Origin of the sequence: Paraliobacillus sp. PM-2, assembly GCF_001368815.1 — a bacterium.
Classification (GTDB): domain Bacteria; phylum Bacillota; class Bacilli; order Bacillales; family Amphibacillaceae; genus Paraliobacillus.
In genome coordinates, this window is record NZ_CTEI01000003.1 from 180,415 (window position 1) to 202,318 (window position 21,904).

Consider the following 21,904-nt stretch of genomic DNA (forward strand, 5'->3'; position numbering starts at 1 on the left):
CTGTTCATCTTTTTTTATTATTCGCTACTTTATTTTGAATGTTCCCTTTTGCTTTATCCTTCTTATCTCCTACTTGAAGTCTTGGATCATCTTTCGCATTACCAACTTGATCCTTTACCTCACCCTTCACTTTACTAACAACACTTTTCAAACAAGGGCTTTGTTATATCAACACTTTATTCATTAAGTAATGTTTTAATTTCTTCTATATTAAATGGCTCTTCAACTTGTACTCCATTAACAAATATACTCGGCACGGATTCAATCCCTAGATCACGTGTATATTTTCTCGTAACATTAATAGCATCCAACTCGTTGTCTTGAAGCATCGTATCTTGATCAAGATTGTATTCTGAAATAATATCCTTAATATATTGCTCTGTTCCCCAAGCTTCTTGTTGACTTTGAGAATCGCTCATTATCCTTTCAGCAATTTCATAATATTGTTCTTTGTTGTAGTAAATAAGATTTTGATCAAATTTAGAAAGTCGTAAAGATGCATCATTTAAATAGACCATTGATTGCATTCTGAATTTGGCTTTACCATTTTCAATATATTCCTGCTCTAATTCAGGCAGAATTTCATTCATCCATTGTTTACAAGCTGGACATGAATAGTCAAAGGCTAAGAAGATTTCATTCTCTGCCTCTTTATCACCTAAATATACTGTTTTTTGTCCATCAATTGGTGTTGTATCAACCGCTTTATCCAGTGATTTAGTCGTATCATTATCAGACGTATTGGTTGTGTCATTCGCATCGGTTGTATCCGTTGTTGTACTTAAACCTAGCAGAACAGCCATACCAATAACAACAACAGCAAAAATAGAACCTAATATAATTAATGACTTTCTTTTCATTCCTTTCCCCCCTAAATGCTCACTATTTATAGTGTTTACTTTACTGCAAAATTGTCATTTTTTCCATAAAATAAATATTACATTTCTATTGCAATAAGGGAAAGAGGAAATGGGACACGGGGTCAGACCTCGTGTCCCATTTTTTTAATTACGTCTTCTTGCAGCGAATAGTGTCGTACCTAAACCAACAATCAATAAAGCGATCCCTACTACAATCCAGTTATAAATCGGTGTTGCTGTATTCGGAAGCTTATTACCGTTGTCCTCTTGACTTTCATTACCTGTTTGATCGTTTGACTGTTCATCTTCTCCATCTTGAGAATCATCAACATTTTGGTTATCGTCTGATGTTTCGTCATCAGTTGTTGGTTCCTTTTTTAATTGATTAATTGCTGCTTGCAATTCATCTATAGCTGTATTTAAGTTCTCTTCTGTTTCAATAGTTTCTAGTGCTTCTTTTGCTTTTGCAATTGCTGCTTGTAAAGCCGCAAACGAATCAGCTGTATACACTCCGTCATTATTGCTTATTTCTTCTGCAGTTGTAATTACAGCTTCTAATGGTGTTACATCAATTGGGCTATCTACTAAATTATCAAGTGCTACTTGTAATGCGTCTATAGCTACATTAAGATCGTCTACTGTTTCAATGTCTTCTAGTGCTGACTCTGCATTAGTAATTGCTGTTTGCAAAGCTGCAAATGAATCAGGTGTATAGGATTCATCTTCATTGCTTACTTCTTTTGCAGTCCCAATAAGATCATGTAACGGTTTTAGATTTACATCGTAATTAAAAGCAATCTCTCGCATTGCTATTTTATTATTCCACGTCAAGCCTGCATCCGTAATAATCATTTTTATCTTTGATGTATTAATAGAATTCACATCGACAGCTATCGTTTCGCCAGCCTCTGTTTTTCCTGCATCCGTCCATGGAATGCTGTATTCTTTATCCAACACAACCCATTCATTCGTGTTTAAATCAAATGTTGACAATTTGAACTTTTTAATGCCCTGATCTTCACCATAATTAGTTGTAAAAGAAATGGTGTTTAATGTAACTTCGTTCGTAAAATCATACATAATATTTACTTCTTTATCTGTAGGGAGATGATTATTTTCGAAGTAAAATAATCCACTGTTATCACCTAACATACCATCAAATAGTTTTGCTAATTCTGCTTGACTATTTTCTGTCCCTAAATTCTCACTTGAATAAGGAGGAGCCGGAGTTACCTCCACATGTAACGTTGGATTCGGTACATTAGATCCTTTTTCTACATGAGGAAGCGTACCTTCTTTCGTGATCGATTCTCCATTATTTAACTTTGTTAAATCTTCTTCTGTAATAGGATCCCATTTAACAAATTCTTGGGTAACTATACCATCATTCCAAGTGACATCAACATAAGAAAGTGTATTAGGTAAATTCGGCTCTGTGTACACTTCTCCTTCTTCGCCATTCACACCTGAAGTATATTGTGTTAATTTTGCTTGTCCCTCTTGAACGGTTACTGTTGAGTCTTCGATATCAGTAATTTCCAATTCACTTTTTGGTAGTTCAGATTGGTTATCTGGCAATTTCTTATATACTCTTACATAATCAATGTTAAAAGAGTTTGGATATGGCATCCACTCCCATGGACCAGTCCATCCTCCAGCTCGTTTTTCATAAAGAGAGAATAATTGAATCATAGGATAATCAATGTTCACATTTTTACTACCTACTTCTTCGCCATCAATATAAAATACAAGTTTATCAGGAAAATCTCCAGAGCCAGTTCCTTTTTGCCAATCAAGTCCAAATGTATGCCATTCATCATGGAAATTTGCATTACTATCTATAAATCTATCTCCTGAATCTTTAACATTAAAAGCATCACCATCATTCCAATTATGAAATGCTCGAGGTACGCTTGTAGCATCATTTCCTAGAATTTCAAAAATATCAATCTCTGCGGAGTGATCATTTCTGTCTTCAAAACCTAATAACCACCAAGCTGAATGTCTAGATGAGCCAGCCTGACCTTTGGATCTAATTTCGTAATATCCATACTGATTAATATGTGATATTTCTGTTTCAACAGGGTTTCTCACTACATTCGTACCATTCCAATTATGCAATGCATTTCTATTCCCTGTCGTAAAACCACTTACTACCGTTTGTCCATCAAATTCAGGTGCCCATGGCTCGGTTTCTTCTTTAATTTGCAGATTCATTACTCCATCTTCCAAGTTATACGTTGGACTAGCATGTTGAGGTGTTTTTGTCCAAGACGACAAGTATTTATCCACCCAGTTTCCTGAATCTAGGATACCATTATCATTATTAAATTCATCGTTAAAGATGAGACGATACCCTTCTTTTTCCACGGGATTTGGAGAAGTATGTGTTCCCCACTTTGCTGTCAAAGTAATATCTTGGTCTGTCGAAAAAGGAAAAATAACTTCATATTTATTATTTTCTCCATAGTACCACCCAAGAAAGTCATAGCTCTCTTTTTCTAAACTAGAAAAGGGAACTTGTTCTTCCTTCAATGTCTCATTAGTAGCTAAATGGACCTGTTTTTGTTGCGTTCCGTTGTCAGGGTTAAATGTAATTACATTACTCTCCGCTCCTAAGGCTTTGTCTGCAAATCCCCCTATATTACTAAAGATAAATAAAATAATCGAAACTAAAAGAAATTTGGTGATTTTTTTCATTATCATCATCCTTTTTAGATAATTGTAGAGCGTTTCAATTGTACGTAACTAATATGCATAATAAGTAAAATGAATTAACCTTTTACTGAACCTGCTACAACGCCTTCTATTACTCGTTTTTGCATAAAGATATAGAAAATAACTAATGGTAATGTTGACATAACAAGCATTGGGAAGAACGATGTCCAATCTGTAGAAAATGGACCAACATTTCTATAAACCTGTTGTAATAAGACTGCCTTTTCTGGTGATTGTAAAAATAACAGAGGCGTCAAAAAGTCATTCCAAATAGCTAACGTATTTAAGATAATAACTGTTGAAACAATTGGTTTTAATAATGGAAAGATAATAACCCAAAAAGTTTTAAATGTACCACAACCATCCATAAAAGCGGCTTCTTCCAATTCAATTGGAACTGTACTTATAAAACCACGTAATAAAAAGATAGATAATGGAAGATTTATACAAAAAACATTAACTAAAATAACACCTAAATGTGTATCCATTAAGTTTAGACCAGAAATAATTTGATACAATGGTACAATTGCTATTTGGAAGGGTATGATTAATCCTACTAGAAAGATAGAATACATAACTTTAAAGATCTTCTTTTGACTCCTTGCGATGACATATGCCGCCATTGTAGCGAAAAAAACCAATAATATAACAGCAACAACAGTAATAATCAAATTATTCTTTAATGCTTGTAGGTAGTCCATCGCCTCCAGTGCTTTCGCATAATTTGAAAAATCTAATGCTTTCGGTAGGCCTAATGGGCTCACCGCTGCTTCTTCTGGTGACTTAAATGTTGTAACAACTAGGTAGTAAATCGGCACGAACATAATAATACAAATCATCGTAAGTCCAATGGTATATAGCGATTTTCCAAATATATTCTTCTTCATGATAATTTCCTTTCCCATTTATTTAAGAATGTAATTACTATCCTTGATAATATAAATACTGCGATAAAGAACACTACTCCCAACGCTGATGCATAGGCATTTCTTCCACTATTAAATCCTTCTCTAATTAGAGTAGTCATTATTGTCTCTGTGGCATATCCGGGTCCACCCTGGGTCATCGCTAAAATCACATCAAAGACTTTCATTCCATTGATTAAACTTAAAAGGATATTAAACGAAGCTGCTGGATACAACAAAGGTAAAGTAATCTTAAAAAATTTCTTCATTTTACTAGCCCCATCAATATCTGCCGCTTCATAAAGTGCCGAATCAATACTCTTTAGATTTGCTATATAGATTACCATCAACCAACCGCTCCACTGCCATACTTGTGTAGCTATTACTGAATAGAGCGCAATATCTTTATCACCAAGCCAGTTGACTGGGTCACCACCGAAAAATTGAATAATGTTATTTAATAATCCATAGTCTGCTGAGGTCATTATATATTGGAAAAGAAATCCTACCACTAAAATACTTAAAACCGCAGGCAAAAAAACTAATGATTTTACAAAATTTGCGCTTTTTGATTTTTTATCCAAAAACACCGCTAATATAATAGCGATAGCATTTTGGACTACTAGAGTGATTAAAGCATAAATGATAGTATTCTTAATTCCTGCTAGTGTTTTTGAATCTTCAAAAAGCATTCTAAAATTATCTAACCCAACGAATTGGAGATCAGCATTATATACGGACCAATTTGTCAAACTATAGAAAAAACTCATTGCTGTAGGTACAATATAGAGAATGAAAAATCCAATAAATGTTGGAAGAATCATTAACATAAAGACTCTTTGTCGATTTTTGTTGTACATGTCGGTCCCCCTAATTTATTTACTCTATTTATATAATTAGGCTTTAAGAATAATTGTACGGAAAACGATTACAAATTAAGTTTTCCGTACAACCTGTCTTCCATCTAATTCTAGTTTAGCGTCTGTCTTAAATTATCATTTGTTTCATCTGCATCTTGAAGCGCTTCTTTAACTGTTTTTGTTCCAGCTAGAACTTCTTGTAATGATTTACCATAAGATTGTACAATTGGATTTCCTGAAGTCCAAACAGCTGTCCATGGTGCATATACATTTCCTGCTTTAAATGCTTCTTCACTATCCGTATAAATCTCTCCTAAATCTACTTCAACACCTTCTAGGAAAGAACTTCCTGCATTGTCTTCAACTAGTGCTAACTGTGCTTCCTCTGTTGCGGTTAATTCCAATACCTGAATTGCTTCATCAATATAATCTGAATTTGCATTAATTGCTAAAGCAGAACCTGGACCACCTATTAACCAACCAGGACCTTCCTCTGTACCTGGAATTGGAAACATTCCAATTTCAATATCAGGATTCTTCTCAAGAATGGTTGGTACGGCCCATGGTCCACTTTCCCACATCGCGGCCTTTCCAGTTGCAAATTGATCTAATGCTTGATCATAACTTAAACCGAGCATATCATCTGTTAAGATTTCTTCATCTATAATTTTAGACCATTCTTTTACAGCGGGAAGCCACGCTTCTGCTAATTTCGCTTCACCCTCATTAAACTTATTATCAAAATCACTATTTGCTTCATCCGCATAAAATTCATTGTTTACTAATCCAATACTTTGTTTCATCATTGGTTCCCATGATTGAGCACCCATTGTTTGTGGTTTCACACCATTTTCAGCTAGCTTCTTGCTTATAGCAATTAATTCATCCCATGTTTTTGGAACCTCTACACCATTTTCTTCAAAGATTGTTTTATTGTAAAAAATACCTTCAAACCATGATTGTAATGGGGTTGCATATATACCACCGTCTACTGAATATGGCTTAAGACCTGCATCAACATATTTTGAAGTGAAATCTTTATCTGAAAGGTCTAGTAAGTAATTAGCTTTTGCAAGTAGCTTTGCTTCTCCACCCACTTCAATGATGTCTGGTCCTTCTCCAGCTTGTAGCTGTGCATTTAAAACATTATTAAAATTATCAAGTGCAACAAATTCAAATTCAATTTCAATATTAGGAAGTTTTTCATCCAACATTTGTAAGTATGTTGTTCTTGTGGACTCTGGATTATAAGCCATCATCCGAAGTTTTACTACCTCATCTTCTGAACCAGAACCTTCCCCTTCACTTCCTGACTCATTCGAACAACCTATCAAGGTGCCTACTAACATAATCATACTTAACAAAAATGCAATCGTTTTCTTTTTCATTTAAAACCCCTCTTTCGTTGTGATACATACATTGTAACCGCTTTATAAAAGACAATAAATAATCAATATTACGCTCTTCATGCGAAAAAAATACTATTTATTCAAGTGAATAAATAGTATTTTTTCATTCCCAGTCATTTATATAACTATATTACGATTCCATCTGTTCTAATATTATAGGAATTCCTGCTGAACTAGCAAAGTAACGATATTCACCTACACTATTTATTATTTCCTCTTCATATTTCCAATTACCTTTTGGAAGATAGACTTCTCTACCCATTGCACCTTGTTCACATACAGGTGCAACAAGTATATTGTCTCCCAACATAAATTGATCAATGACCTGTTCTACTGGCTCATCCGGAAAACAATATGTCATATAACGAATAATAGGTTCTCCTGTTTCTTTAGCATGAACAACTAATTCATCAATGATCGCTTGATATTTTTGTCGAATTTGAACACTTTTTCGTATGTCTTCAAAATGTTCAGCATCTAATATACGATAAGGGGCAGCTGAAAACTGCATCGCTGGCATTAAACATGCAATTTCACTATGTCTTACAAAAAGCTCAGCATCTAATAAACCGTCGGAACAATCGATAAAATTAAGATACTCACCACCACCAATCATATCTGGACAGCTGAATGGATGACCAGTAATACCTTGTAACAGACTATTGGGAATTAAAGCATGAATACCTGTATCTCCCCATGAATGTTCTTTATCACATAAGCGCTGAAGCAATGACATTCCCCCGGCTTTAGTAGTAACACGATATTCATTAAGTGTATATTTTTCGCCAAACTTAGCCCACAGTAATGATTGTTCATCAGGAGTAACATCACCATATGTCACATTATCTTGACGATAGTAAAGACTATCTCCCCCATCAAACTTAAACCCATTTATCCCCATTCTCTCTAAGTTATCTAATTGCTTTTCCATCCACGTTATTGTATCTGGATTGGAAAAATCTAAGACAGCGGAATGACCATTCCACCACTCAGTAATAAACGGTTTTCCATCTTTGTTTTTTATTAATAAATCCTTATCTCTTGTCTCGCGATATTCGACTGTGTCAGGTGTTATGTATGGACATATCCAAAGCATGACATGAAATCCTTTATCGTGTAGTTTCTTAATCATATGCTCAGGGTTTGGGATTTTTTCCTTATTAAATGTCCATTTTCCATAATAATCCGACCAACCATCATCAATCATTAACACACCAGCAGGTAAACCATTGGCCAAAATATCATCAGTATATCTCAAGATATCGTTTTCATTTTGATTGAAAGTTAATTCAATCCAGGTATTATAAATAGGGTTTTGGAATAATTCCATACTTAAGTGATTCTCATTAAAAGTAAAATGCTTAGCCATTGCACTTAAATACGCGCCTTTTAAATGCTGTTTACCTTCTCCTAATTCTACATCATCCCCTTTAATTTCTATCATTCCGTTATCAAAGGTTACAACAAATCCTTTCGACGACCATAGATACCTACCTTTAGTTGAAAGAAAGAGTGGCATTGCTTGATTCGGCGTTTGATTAGAGAATAAATCTACCTTACAAGTATCTTCTTTTCCGATTGGCTGATTTATCCCTTCGTGCACATAGCCGCCATACCAGTATTCATGTTCCAGCATTTTTATTTTCATATTTTGTTCCCTCCTAGAGTTACCGAGCTAAGAAAAAATTAATCACGCGTCACTGTCTTTTCTATATACAGCAACATCGTTATATTAAGATTCCCCTTCACTATAAAGAAGGTTACAAAATAAAAAAAGAAAGAAAATTATTCATTTCTACAAGTTTATTACTGTTTCTGCATTTGTTTTCGAAATTCATTAGGTGTCATTTCTTCATATTTTTTAAACAATTTCGAAAAGTAGCTCGGGTTATCATAGCCTACTTGAAAGGATATTTCATAACTCTTCATATCTGTCTCTAATAAAAGTTCCTTCGCTTTCTTTAGCCTTAATTCCGTTAAGTAGTGCCATAAACTAGTGCCTACTTCTCGCTTAAACAAATAGCAAAAATAGTTTTTACTTATTGAAATTTCATTACATATGTCTTCTAATGAAAGACTCTTATTATAATTACTCTCTATAACCGTTATCCCTTCTTTAACTAGATCACTATATTGCTGTTTATGTTGTTCATGTTGATTTAGAATTTCTGTTATTAGTTTCCACATATAATCTTTAAGGCTATTTATTGATTTTAACTCTAATATATCTTGATAAGAGATAGATAGTATATCATCCATTTGCACTGTCTTTTTACTTTTATCGGAAATAATTTTTTTCATAATCATAATAATTTCAAAACACATTTCATAAATAAGGTCTAATTCAAACGGATTAATATGTTTAGATAGATAAAAGATTTCATTTAACAGCTTTTCTATAGTGGCAATATCTTTTACTTTTAAAGCTTCTTCCACTTCGCTTACTAATGTATTACGTTGAATTTGTTTAAAATCTTCTTCTTTACAATTATAACCATAGCCTAATATATCTTCTGTATCCACATAAAAATTATATCTACATAAAAGTTTTGTTTGCTTGTATTTCATTGGTAAGTCTTCTAATTCATTTATACAATCACTAAAACATGCTTTTACATTTATATGAAAGTCTTCCTTTAGTGTCGTTATAATCTCTCTACTTAGATAAACAAGTGTTTCTTGATCTATACCAGATAATAAAGCTATCCATGAACTACCTTCAAATTCAAAAAGAATATTTTGATAATCACTAAGCTTATGATTCATGATACGTGTAATATATCCCATCTGTAATGATTCAATATTTTGCATATTAACAAACTCATCGATGGTATTGTAATACAACTCAAAAATTAAGATATAATAGCTTTCAAAATTTAGATTATATCCTTTTTGGAGTTTTAAAATATGATGCGTATTCACGCCTGTTTTCATGTAATTCCATAACTGAAGTTTTTTTATTTGTAATTCACTTTTATTAATCATTCGCTTTTGTTCTTCTTCAACGTCTATTTTTTCTGCTACTCTCTTTAAGGCCTCATTTAATTCTTGCTCATCAATCGGCTTTAAAATATAATCTGAACATCCCATCTTCATAGCTGCTTGTATATTTAAAAAATCGCCATAAGCACTAACTAGAATGATTTTTGTTTGTTTATTCGTCTCTCTAACTTTCTTAATAAAATCCATTCCAGTCATATTGGGCATTTGTATATCTGTGATAATAATATTTGGTTCATATTTTAAATATGCTTCATAGGCTTCTTCTCCGTCTTTTGCATAACCAACTAACTCAAAGTTAAACTTTTCCCAATCAATTAAACGCTTTAACATACGAATAGTAAGTAATTCATCATCTACTAACAATACTTTTAACATGTTGATCCCCCTCTACATGATATATGGAAGATTGATAATAACGGTCGTACCTTTTTTATTTTTAGAAATAACATGCAAACCATAAGCTTGACCAAACTCACCTTTAACCCGTTGATTTACGTTAAGTAAACCGATACTTTTCTGAGTGGAATAGGAGTCTTTGTAATGTAATTCTTCATTTATTACTTTCACCATATTTTCCTCAATACCCTTACCGTCATCTGTAACAAGTATACAAACGTCTTCTCCTTCTTTTTCAACTGAAATATTTAAAAACCCTTTATCTTGACTCTCGAATCCATGTTTTAAAGCATTTTCAACGACAGGTTGAATAATTAATTTGGGAACCTTTACATTTTTTAGTTCCTCTTCACAGTCAATAGAATAAAAAATCTTACCTTCAAACCGGACATTTTGTATCATAATATAATGTTCGGTATATTCTAATTCTGTTTGAAGCGCGACTTGTTCATATGGCTGATAAACAGAATATGATAACATTTTACCTAATAATGTACTTAACTTTGATATTTTATCTATTTCACCATTTATAGAAAGCGCTTTTATAGATTGTAAAGCATTATTAAAAAAATGTGGATTAATTTGATTTTGTAACGATCTAATTTGTGCCTTTGATAGCTTTTTCTGTTCTTCTAAAACTTTATTTGAAAGATGTAACATATTTTGAATCATATTCTCTGCTGTTCGTGAGAGTTTTGATATTTCCTCGCTGCTATTCTGCTCGAACTTAACAGAATAATCACCTTGAGCAATTTTATTAAAGCTACCAATTAGTTGGTTTACTGGATTTAAAATGGTTTTCGAAATAAAACCAGAGACAACTGCAATTATAATACCTGATAAAATAATTATTGCTATAATGAATAGAAATACAGTTATCTTCGTTTCTTGTATCCCTTTAAGACTTTGAATGCCTACAATGTTCCATCCAGTAGTATTAGTTGTATTCCGAACAACTAATAAATCATGATCTCTCCACCCTTTACCTTTAAGCAGAAAATATTTCTTATCACCATTTATTTTCTTTTTTATTTCTTCTAACTGTTCCTTTGTTACCCCTTCCATTTCAGGCAAATGAATCCATTCTGAACCATTCGTAATCGCTAGCTGCACACCATCTTCTCTAGTGTTTTCTAGGAGAATAGACGATATATCTACGTCAGATAAGAGGTAAGCATTATTCTTAAAATCGAAAGCTTGCTTATTTAAGATGGGCGTAACCATCGATATCGTTTCTTTTCCTTTATCATTTTTTAAATAATCCGTATTATGATAATTGGAAAAAAAACTATTTCCTGCGGAAGCGCTTTCTTTTCCCTTTATTTTTTTATACCATTTTTGATTTCCAAAATCATAATCTTCATTTACCGTTTCTTTATAAGAATAAATACTCCTCTCATTACTTCCAACTACTACAGCATTCGTAACATAGGGAAACATTTTTAGATGTTGTAATTTCTCATCTACATTCCAACGATTATACAATTCAATTGAATAATCTACTTCATCAACTTGATTTCTGTAGGCAACTGCAGTTCTTACATCTTGGTCACTTACTATTATTCGTGCTACATTCTGTAAACTGCTAAAATATTTATCTAAAAGACTAATATTCGACTCTACAGTATGTTTTAAATATTGATAACTTTGCTTTTGATACTGCTTATTACTATACTGCATTATACTAAGGCCTAACAATATGATTGTAGAAAAAAAGATAAGTGAAAAATACATCTTCATTTTATGTTCTAAAGTATTTTTCTTTTTCATTGATAGATTCCTTCCCTTTTATACTTTACATATATTCTACTATATCACACAACCCTATATATAGATGTGAGTGGAAATTAATAAAGGCATCCCTTTCTTAAAGGATGCCTTCATTTTATCTATTGCCTTCTTTTTCTACATTATCTAAGCTTACTAATTAATCTTCGTCTTCCTCATCATCTTCATCGTCATCTTCTCTATCTTCTTTTCGCTTTTTAGCTTTTTCTTGTTGTTCTTCTGCACGCTCTTCGGCTTCTTCTCTTCGTTCTTCTGCACGCTCTTTAGCTTCTTCTTTTCGCTCTTCTGCACGCTCTTTAGCTTCTTCTTTTCGCTCTTCTTCACGTTCCTTAGCTTCTTCTCTTCGCTCTTCTTCGCGTTCTTTAGCTTCTTCTTTTCGCTCTTCTTCGCGTTCTTTTGCTTCTTCTTTTCGCTCTTCTTCACGTTCTTTAGCTTCTTCTTTTCGCTCTTCTTCGCGTTCTTTAGCTTCTTCTTTTCGCTCTTCTTCGCGTTCTTTAGCTTCTTCTTTTCGCTCTTCTTCGCGTTCTTTAGCTTCTTCCGCTTGCTCTTCTACATCTTCTTCAGCTTCTTCCGCTTGCTCTTCTGCGTCTTCTTTAGCTTCTTCCGCTTGCTCTTCCGCGTCTTCTTCAGCTTCTTCTACTTGTTCTTCTGCATCTTCTTCGCGCTCTTTAGCTTTTTCTTTTCGATCTTCTTTTCGTTTCTTTCTTATTTCTTCGCGTTTCTTTTTCACTTCTTCCCTATCCTTCTTCGCTTCTTCCTTAAATGTATCAGCTAATGTTTTCATTTCACTCTTAAATTCATCTTCAGTTATTTCACCAGACACTAGCTTAGACTGTAATTCTTCTCGCTTTTCAGCTCTTTCTTTCACTTTACCCAACTTCTCAATTACATAAGAAATATTAATTTTTGCTTGTTCTGGGAGATCTTCTCGCTCAATAAGAGCTGTTAATTCTTTGGTGCGTTCTTCAAGGCTTTTTGAAAGAGTTTCTTCTACTTCTTCTGCATCTTCATCATCAGAAGATTTTGCCTCGGTTAAGTCAGCATCCGCTTGATTTGCACTTGCTTCAGATTCATTGATTAATTGTTCGGCAGTCTCTGAATCTCCATTTTCTACTGCCACTTTTACTTCTTCTAATCTCTCTGCTGCATACTGATCTTGCAAAATAGCTTTATCCGTTTTATCTTCCGTTAACTCATACTCAACTTCTTCCATCAAACGAGTTGTATCATATAATTCTGAATACGGACTTACCACTTCTTCTGTTTCATTTGCTAATACTTGTCCACCACCAACTAGTAAACCAGTGCCTAAAACAACGCTAAATAACTGTTTCTTCATACCTATCTCTCCCCTTTATAAATTATTAATATGATTTAATAAACTTTCCATATTGGGTTTCGCTTGTTCATATGCTGAAGCAGGTGACATAAATATAACAATTAAATTTATTGATTTATTATGCTCTACAAAAAATATATCCGTACGAACAGCATCTTTTAATTTTGATTTATATGACAAGGTTTTATTTTCTTCTGAAATGACTTCAATATTTTTAGTCCCGGCTTTCAATTCTTGTTTTATATCCTCAAATGTCCGATTACTTGAAACAGAAGATATAATAGCCTGTGATTTACCGTGACTTAATATTACATTTAAATTATCTGATTCAGTTTCAGATTTAAATTTCCAATCTGAATTGTGCGCAATAGATATATCAAAAATCTTATTTTCATATAATACTGCATCACCATCTGCTTTAGCATCTACATTATTTGAGGCTTCCTCCCCTTTACACCCAGCTAATATAAATATAAAAAATAATAGCAATAATAAAATCGACCATTTTTTAATCATGATGAACCTCCTTCCTCCCTCCAATAAAAAAGCACACTACCGCTAACAAGGGGAGTGTACTTGTTTTTACGGCAACTGGCTAGCATAGACATTGTGATGTCCTTAGCCCCTTATAGTTTTGCGCCCCAACTTTTCAGTAGGTTTGCCTTTATCAAATTTATAATTGTCATATCATGCTTTCAACTGTTTAATATTAAAAAAGATAGTTTTTTGAATTCTGCCTATTTTTAGTTTTATTTTAACAAACTCTACTTCCCTTTTTAAATAGATAGTTTGTCGTATTTTTAATTTTATTTAATATAATTCATCCGCAAATAGACGCATTAATAGTTAATTTATGTATTATTTACACTAATTTTTATTTTTTCTCTTTATAGATAAAATCAATATTCTATTTCTATTAAAAAACTTTAGTTAAGAAAGCTATTTTCTTATAAAAACTCTAACTATTCTAAGAATTAAAATAGTTGTTTCCTTATTTATCATATGTTAAAAATAGAAAGGATGTTCAATATACACTATTAAGTAGACTAAGCGTTAATAAAGGAGGGTTTTTTCATTACAATAGGATTGTGATTTAATTATAAATCACCTTTAAGACATCTATGAATTTTACACCATGTTAAAGAGGGATCATTTTATGCACAAAATCGGAAAAGTCTTTTGGATTTCATTATTTATTTCTGCTATCTTTGTTTTATGGGGGGTAATAGCCCCAACTAATTTAGAATCTATTACTTCTACCGTTCAATCTTTCCTTACATCACAATTTGGTTGGTTTTATATCCTTTCTGTTGTTATCTTCTTAGTATTTTCTATTTATCTTATGTTTAGCCGATACGGGAGTATGCGTTTAGGACAAACAGGAGAGAAACCTGAATATAATAAAGTTACATGGTTTGCTATGTTATTTAGTGCTGGCATGGGAATTGGAATTATATTTTGGGGCGCCGCAGAGCCTCTTGCTCATTTCGCATCCCCTCCTAATGCACAACCTGAAACAATAGCAGCTGCTCAAAATGCTTTGAGGGCATCGGTTTTTCATTGGGGATTACAGACCTGGAGTATTTACACAGTAATCGCATTATCTATCGCCTATTTTAAATTCAGGAGAGGCGCACCAGGACTTATCAGTTCCACATTTCAACCCCTAATAGGAAATCGGGCAAACGGTTGGATTGGCAACATAATTGATATTATAGCGGTATTTGCAACCATTTTTGGAGTTGCAACCTCTCTTGGTTTGGGAGCTTCTCAAATTAGTGGAGGAATATCTTATGTAACAGATATTAAAAACAACTTTAGTACACAACTAATTATTATTGCTATTGTAACCATTTTATTTATGTTATCTGCTTGGACAGGCTTAAGTAAAGGGATTAAATATCTAAGTAATACAAATATCGCTTTAGCAGTTTTACTCCTTGTTTTAACGATTGTACTAGGACCAACTGTATTTATATTTGAAACCTTTGTATCTACTATTGGAAACTATATTAATTCACTACCATCACTTAGTTTTCAAATGGCATCATTTAATGAAGAACACAATAATTGGATTCAAGACTGGACTGTCTTTTATTGGGCATGGTTTATTGCTTGGTCTCCGTTTGTAGGAACCTTTATTGCTCGTATTTCAAAAGGGAGAACAATACGTGAATTTATCTTTGGCGTACTTTTTATTCCAACTATTTTTTGTGCATTATGGTTTGTTGTTTTTGGTGGATCTAGTTTATTTCAAGAGTTAAATGGTATTAATACAGGTTTGACGGATCTAGCTAAAGAGGAAACTTTATTTGGTTTATTTGAATCATTTCCCTACGGCTCATTATTAACCATTGTTGCAATATTGTTGATTAGCACCTTTTTCATTACTTCTGCTGATTCTGCAACTTTTGTTCTAGGCATGCAAACAACAAATGGTAGCTTAAATCCACCAAACAAGATAAAAATGATTTGGGGAGTTATTCAAGCAGCAACAGCTTCTGTGTTGCTTACTTCCGGCGGACTGGGGGCATTGCAAACAGCCTCTATTGTCTCGGCCTTTCCTTTCGCTTTTATACTACTAATTATGATTGTATCTCTTTTTAAAGCCTTAAAAGAAGATTACCAAGCACAATCAAATATTTGAAGTAATAAATAAAATTTCAAAATAGATTGATGGCTTCATAAGGTCATTAACATGCAACAGCGTTTATATATTTAATAATATGTTATTCTATTTTCCTAGTGATTCTTCTCCCCACTATGGAACTGTGTTAGGGACAAGAATTACCGGAAACCAGTATGGATTTCTATAACTATATGTTAGTAGGTCTACTAATCCTTATGGTTGGTGTACTCCTGTTCAAACGTAGAGAACTTACTAAAAATCAGTAAATATTAGAATTAAAAGCTCCCACCTCTGTTGTAGGTGGGAGTTTTCTTCATTCAGAAAATAATTTGACACACATATTAGTTGTTGGTAATATGATATCAAAACACATTACCAATGACTAATATGAGGGGGTTACCCGTTTGGTAAAAATCGATATGGAAACTAAGATGAAATTTCTACATGGTTTTTCACATAAAACAAGAATTCAAATACTTGAAAGTATAAAGGAAGAAGAAAAAACTGTTTCTCAAATTGTTGATGATCTAAATGGAAATCAATCAAACATCTCCCAACATCTAGCCTGTTTAAAAGGCTGCGGGCTTATTGTTAGAAAGCAAAATGGAAAATATGTATATTATCGTGTGCGTAATCAACTCGTACGTGATTTGCTCACCATGTTTGATGTGGTACTTGAAGATGTTCAAAACGATATTGCTTGTTGTGAGAATCATATAGATTAAGGCGGTGAAACGAATGGGTGATAAATGTTGTGGTGCTAATGAAGAGTCATTAACTACTAACGATAAAAATAGCTCTTGCCATAGAAAAACTGAAAACATAACGATAAATGCTGAAACACTAGCCGCTAAACCAACGCCTACTAAAGGTAAGAAAATGGAATATCTAGTACATGGAATGGACTGTAGTAACTGTGCTAAAAGTATCGAGAATCATTTGAATACCCTTCCTACTATTCATTCCGTTACGGTAAATTTTTCGACAGGCAAAATGAAGGTGGAACATGAAAATAGTGTTGATGATATTATTTCTGAAGTAGCCAAACTTGGTTATAAAGCCTCACTAGTAACAAAGACAAACAAGAATCATCCTACAGAAACACCTAAAAACAAAGAAGGATATGGTTTAATTACCTTCACTGGTATCTTAATTGCTTACGGTTTTATCGGTTCATACAATGATTTATCTACTGTAGTTATTACTATGTTTTATGCTATTGCTATGGTTATCAATGGTTATAAACCACTAAGAAGTGCTTATTATGCAATAAAAAGTCGTTCCTTAGACATGAATGTACTAATGTCAGCCGCAGCAATTGGTGCTGCATTGATCGGAGAATGGTTTGAAGGGGCGACAGTCGTATGGTTATTTGCATTAGGTAATGCCTTGCAAAATCGTTCCATTGAACAGACAAGAACTTCCATCCGCAATTTAATGAACCTAGCACCTTCAGAGGCATGGGTAAAAGTAGAATCGGAACTTGTTAAAAAGCCAGTTGATGATATTTCAGTCGGACAACTGGTAGTGATTAAACCAGGTGATCGAATTCCATTAGATGGTGAGATCGTACAAGGCGAAACGAGTGTTAATCAAGCCCCTATTACCGGAGAATCCATTCCTGTTGATAAATTAATAGGTGATACGGTATATGCAGGAACAATTAATGAAAGTGGATCCATTGAAATAAAAGTTACTAAGTTAGTAGAGGACACAAGCCTATCAAAAATCATTCACTTAGTTGAGGAAGCTCAAGAGCAAAGAGCCCCAACGCAAGCATTTATTGATAAGTTTGCTAGTATTTATACGCCAATTGTTTTCGTACTTGCATTAGCGACCATTGTGATACCACCTGTACTTGGCTTTGGATCTTGGGATAATTGGATTTACAAAGGACTTGCATTACTAGTCGTTGCCTGCCCTTGTGCCTTAGTTATATCCACTCCTGTAGCCATTGTTTCAGCAATAGGTAATGCTGCAAAAAATGGTGCCTTAATCAAAGGTGGAACATTCCTTGAGAAAGCAGGAACGATTGATGCAGTAGCATTTGATAAAACAGGAACGCTAACAGAAGGAAAACCAAAAGTCGACAAAATTGAGTCCCTAACTACCTCGGAAGAAGACTTGGTTTCCTTGGCATTAACACTAGAAATACACTCCACACATCCAATTGCAAAAACCATTGTTTCATATGCAAAAGAGCATGGCATTCAGAGTAAAGATGGAACATTATTTAAGAATATTGTTGGTAAAGGCGTACAAGCGACAATCGATGAGCAAGTTTATTATGCTGGAAATGTAAAATTGTTTGAAGAAATGAATGTACTTTCAGATCATCTCAAGAAAAAAATAAACAACATACAGAACCAAGGTAAAACAGTAGTAATCATAGGGACAAAAAATGAAGTAATGGGTATCATCTCTGTAGCAGATTCCATTCGATCGACTACTTTAACAGCATTAAAACGATTAAAACAAGTTGGAATCAAGCAATTAGTTATGCTAACCGGCGATAACGAAGGCACAGCTAAGACGATTTCAAACGAAACAACTGTTAATCGCTATTTTGCAGAATTATTACCAGAAGATAAAGTAGATGCCATTAAAAAACTACAGCAAGAGGGCCACAAGGTTGCTATGGTTGGTGATGGCATTAATGATGCACCAGCACTTGCTACTGCCGACCTAGGAATTGCCATGGGAGGAGCGGGGACAGATACTGCGATGGAAACTGCTGATATTATCTTAATGGCAGATAATCTAGAACAATTACCACATACCGTTAAACTAAGTAGAAAAGCATTAACGATTATTAAACAAAATATTTGGTTCTCTATTCTTATTAAATTAATCGCACTAGTATTTATATTCCCAGGCTGGCTGACGCTTTGGATGGCTGTATTAAGTGATACTGGTGCAGCGTTGCTAGTTATTTTAAACGCATTAAGGTTATTAAAATTCAAGCCATAATGAAAAGAGGCTAACAATAGTTAGCCTCTTAATTATTAATGACCTACACCAAATTTCCTGATAGCTGAAAATTAGACATTTCACAATTTTCACTTCAATCACTTCAATCTAAGACCATTATCGTTTCTTTTTATTTTGTTCTTTAATGAATTTTTTGGCATTTTTCATGCCACCCACAGCACTAAACATTTCGTTTGCTTTTTCTTTTTCAATCATTTTAGCATTCATGCCTTCATACTTTGTTTCTTTTTTCAACTTCCAGTAGCTTTCTAGCCGTTCATGTGATAATTCTCCATCTTTAATGGCTTGTTGGACTGCACAACTAGGCTCATTCTTATGCGTGCAATCATTAAACTTACATTGTTGAGCCAGTTCATCAATATCAGCAAAGGATTTTTTCAAATCAGCATGAAAAATACCAAGCTCTCGCATACCAGGCGTGTCGATCACAACTCCAGAATCCGGAATCATAATGAGTTCCCGTCTTGTGGTCGTATGTTTACCCTTATCATCATTTCTTAGCACGTTGGTTTCTAAAATATCCTGACCAAGCAAACAATTAATCAAGGTCGACTTCCCAACACCTGATGAACCTATTAAAGCGACTGTCTTCCCATTCGAAAGGTATTTTTTTAAGGATTGGTAGCTGTCATCAGACGTGCTTGTTGTAACAAGAATATCCACACCGATTGCAATGGAAGATACCTCATTAACTTTTGCCTCGATATCCTCACATAAATCTGATTTTGTAAGAACAACAACAGGCATTGCACCACTATCCCAAGCAATAGAAATATAACGTTCTAATCTTCGAAGGTTAAAGTCATTATTTAACGACATACAAATAAAGACAGTGTCAATATTTGTGGCAACTACCTGTATGTCTCCCTTTGTTCCTGCCGCTTTCCTTGCAAAAGTGCTATTACGCGGCAATATATGATGAATAATTCCATTGCCTTGTGAATCATTTATTCTATCCATCATAACGAAATCTCCCACAGCGGGATAGTCAGAAGGATCTTTTACACTATAATGAAACTTCCCTGATATCTCAGCAGCCATTTCACCATTTTCCGTAATCACCTTATAGACATTTTTATATTGCGATGACACACGGCCAATATAAAGGTTGTTATGTTTATTAGACTCCTCGATAAATGCTTCAGTAAGTCCTAAGTTTTTCATGTTAATTGTATTCAATTTCATTTCCTCCTAAAGTTTAGATAATAAACGTTTGGGAGGTTAGATGCAGACTATTTTGTGCATACCTCCCCGTTTATTACAATCTCAGCATTTCGTTTGTTATACATAAATACAACATCTCCTTTCCTTCCTTATACGTTTTACTATATCATAATGTTCAATTATTCTAATTCCCTTTTTTGTTTAATAAGCCTTTGAAATTCTTGTTCTACTTCTTCAGATGGTTCCATACTTAAACGACTAAGCACTTCAGATATTTTCGTTTCAAGTACTAAATAATCATCATGATGTAAATGTTGTTCTTCTTGTAATTGGCTCTGTTTATACGCTTGATAGTTTCCTTCAAATACATGTATGGTCTGATTACGAACTTCTAATATTCGGGTTGCAATATTCTCGACAAATTGGCGATCATGAGAAACGAATATTACACTACCCTCGTATGCTTGGAGAAGTGCTTCTAATTCCTCCACAGCTTCTATATCTAAAAAGTTCGTCGGTTCATCTAGAATCAACGTATTAATATCGCTTACAAATAGTTTTGCGAGTGCGACTTTCACCTTTTCTCCACCACTTAAAACACCTACACATTTATAAACATCCTCGTTAAAGAAATGCATTCTTGCCAGTACTGTCCTAATCAATGTCTCACTTTGCTTTGACGAAGACTGGACATTTTCCAAAATCGATTTTTCATCTGCTAAGATATTCAGATTCTGACTAAAATAGCCTATCTTTACTGATGGAGAAACGGTAATACTAGGTTCTTGATTTATAATCTTTCTAATTAGTGATGTTTTACCGCTTCCGTTCGGGCCAATGATTGCTAATTTATCGCCACCTTGCACATGGAAGCTTGTTTTGTTCCATAGAAGACGTTTGTTCACTCTACCTGATACATCCTCTGCACGAATGATTATTCGATTTTTGAACGTTGCTTCATTTGGCACATCCATCTTAAGTGACGGAAGTTCTTTCACTTTTTCAACCTTTTCGAGTTTCTCTAATCTTGTTTCAATCGATGCGGCTGTCTTTTGTAATTTCTTTTGTTTGATTGCAAAATATGGTTTTGTCATTTTCGACTCCGACTTACTCACTTTTTTTGGCGTTTTAGTCGCTTTTTGCGCTTTCTTTTCTTTTAATTTCATCGCTTCTTCCAGCTGCTTCTTTTCCCTTTCATACTTTTCATAAGCCAGCTGCCTTTGTCGCTTCTCTATTTCCTTTTGATTAACATAATTACTGTAATTCCCTTTATATTCAGCTAACTTTCCCTCTTCTATTTCCCAAATTGTTGAACAAAGTGCATCTAAAAATGCTCTGTCATGCGAAACAATGACACATGCGCCTTGCCATCCTTTCAATTTCTTTTCTAACCATTCAATGTGATCTGTATCAAGGTTTGTCGTCGGTTCATCTACAAGTAATAGTTCCGCATTTCTAGAAAGCATTTGTTGAATATACTCTTGCGTGACTTCTCCACCACTTTTAGTCGTACCTGTTGGTTTTAGTTGTGGCAATAGTTCACTTGAAGTATGCTCCCTGATTTTCATTTCTTCTGACGTAATCTTCCCACTTATGATTTGAAGTAACGTTGTCTTCCCACACCCATTGCGACCAACCAAGCCAATTCGATCATTATGATGAATTTGCAGGTGATTTATATCCAGTAATAACCGATCTCGAACATATTGCTTTATATCTTGCGCTTCGAATAAAAGCATCGAAACAACCCCTTTCTCCGAGTTTAAGGGAAACAAAAAGCCCCCCATCTGCATTCAGAATAGGAGGCACTATAATATATAGGTGTACCCAAAAAGAGACTAC

Annotated in this window: 16 protein-coding genes, 1 pseudogene and 1 riboswitch; of the genes and pseudogenes, 4 read left to right on the forward strand and 13 right to left on the reverse strand. The window is 34.0% G+C overall.

Annotated elements, in window-relative coordinates:
* Positions 1-4: 4 nt before the first annotated feature.
* From BN1058_RS14220 to BN1058_RS13555, 11 genes are all read right to left on the reverse strand, one after another.
* A complete protein-coding gene (locus BN1058_RS14220) occupies positions 5-130 on the reverse strand; it encodes a hypothetical protein (protein WP_369688263.1) in 126 nt (41 codons plus the stop codon).
* A gap of 46 nt (positions 131-176) precedes the next feature.
* Positions 177-860, reverse strand: coding sequence for a DsbA family protein (locus BN1058_RS13510; RefSeq protein WP_090858841.1), 684 nt, complete (start codon positions 858-860; stop codon positions 177-179).
* A gap of 144 nt (positions 861-1,004) precedes the next feature.
* Entirely contained in the window at positions 1,005-3,560 is a 2,556-nt protein-coding gene (locus tag BN1058_RS13515; RefSeq protein ID WP_176694531.1) for an InlB B-repeat-containing protein, read from the reverse strand.
* Between the two features lie 74 nt (positions 3,561-3,634).
* Positions 3,635-4,465, reverse strand: coding sequence for a carbohydrate ABC transporter permease (locus BN1058_RS13520; protein ID WP_218054219.1), 831 nt, complete (start codon positions 4,463-4,465; stop codon positions 3,635-3,637).
* Positions 4,462-5,343, reverse strand: a complete 882-nt coding sequence (locus tag BN1058_RS13525; RefSeq protein WP_090858849.1) for a carbohydrate ABC transporter permease — start codon at positions 5,341-5,343, stop codon at positions 4,462-4,464. Before BN1058_RS13525 ends, BN1058_RS13520 begins: the two co-directional genes overlap by 4 nt.
* 110 nt (positions 5,344-5,453) lie before the next feature.
* On the reverse strand, positions 5,454-6,731 hold the full coding sequence (locus BN1058_RS13530) for an ABC transporter substrate-binding protein (RefSeq protein ID WP_090858852.1): 1,278 nt from the start codon (positions 6,729-6,731) through the stop codon (positions 5,454-5,456).
* Positions 6,732-6,882: 151 nt separating this feature from the next.
* A complete protein-coding gene (locus BN1058_RS13535; RefSeq protein ID WP_090858855.1) occupies positions 6,883-8,400 on the reverse strand; it encodes a glycoside hydrolase family 31 protein in 1,518 nt (505 codons plus the stop codon).
* Positions 8,401-8,558: 158 nt separating this feature from the next.
* Positions 8,559-10,130 (reverse strand): response regulator transcription factor, encoded by a 1,572-nt coding sequence (locus tag BN1058_RS13540; protein WP_090858858.1) that lies wholly within the window; start codon positions 10,128-10,130, stop codon positions 8,559-8,561.
* Between the two features lie 12 nt (positions 10,131-10,142).
* Positions 10,143-11,921 (reverse strand): sensor histidine kinase, encoded by a 1,779-nt coding sequence (locus BN1058_RS13545; protein ID WP_090858861.1) that lies wholly within the window; start codon positions 11,919-11,921, stop codon positions 10,143-10,145.
* Between the two features lie 157 nt (positions 11,922-12,078).
* The gene (locus tag BN1058_RS14225; protein WP_141652158.1) at positions 12,079-13,278 is read right to left on the reverse strand and encodes a DUF5667 domain-containing protein; all 1,200 of its coding nucleotides are present in this window, start codon (positions 13,276-13,278) and stop codon (positions 12,079-12,081) included.
* A 15-nt stretch (positions 13,279-13,293) separates the two neighbouring features.
* Positions 13,294-13,794, reverse strand: a complete 501-nt coding sequence (locus BN1058_RS13555) for a hypothetical protein (protein ID WP_090858864.1) — start codon at positions 13,792-13,794, stop codon at positions 13,294-13,296.
* 67 nt (positions 13,795-13,861) lie between these two features.
* Positions 13,862-13,951, reverse strand: a riboswitch (cyclic di-GMP riboswitch).
* A gap of 483 nt (positions 13,952-14,434) precedes the next feature.
* Here BN1058_RS13555 and BN1058_RS13560 point away from each other — a divergent pair.
* The 4 genes and pseudogenes from BN1058_RS13560 (at position 14,435) to BN1058_RS13575 (ending at position 18,877) form a co-directional block, all read left to right on the forward strand.
* On the forward strand, positions 14,435-15,925 hold the full coding sequence (locus BN1058_RS13560; protein ID WP_090858867.1) for a glycine betaine uptake BCCT transporter: 1,491 nt from the start codon (positions 14,435-14,437) through the stop codon (positions 15,923-15,925).
* Positions 15,926-16,074: 149 nt separating this feature from the next.
* Positions 16,075-16,173, forward strand: a pseudogene (locus tag BN1058_RS14625) (LPXTG cell wall anchor domain-containing protein); the annotation flags it as partial.
* A 138-nt stretch (positions 16,174-16,311) separates the two neighbouring features.
* Positions 16,312-16,632 (forward strand): ArsR/SmtB family transcription factor, encoded by a 321-nt coding sequence (locus BN1058_RS13570; protein WP_090858873.1) that lies wholly within the window; start codon positions 16,312-16,314, stop codon positions 16,630-16,632.
* Positions 16,633-16,645: 13 nt separating this feature from the next.
* Positions 16,646-18,877, forward strand: a complete 2,232-nt coding sequence (locus BN1058_RS13575; protein WP_090858876.1) for a heavy metal translocating P-type ATPase — start codon at positions 16,646-16,648, stop codon at positions 18,875-18,877.
* 117 nt (positions 18,878-18,994) lie between these two features.
* Here BN1058_RS13575 and rsgA read toward each other — a convergent pair whose 3' ends face one another.
* Positions 18,995-20,083, reverse strand: coding sequence for a ribosome small subunit-dependent GTPase A (gene rsgA, locus BN1058_RS13580; RefSeq protein ID WP_255307087.1), 1,089 nt, complete (start codon positions 20,081-20,083; stop codon positions 18,995-18,997).
* 158 nt (positions 20,084-20,241) lie between these two features.
* Entirely contained in the window at positions 20,242-21,801 is a 1,560-nt protein-coding gene (locus BN1058_RS13585) for a Vga family ABC-F type ribosomal protection protein (RefSeq protein WP_090858882.1), read from the reverse strand.
* Positions 21,802-21,904 lie beyond the last annotated feature (103 nt).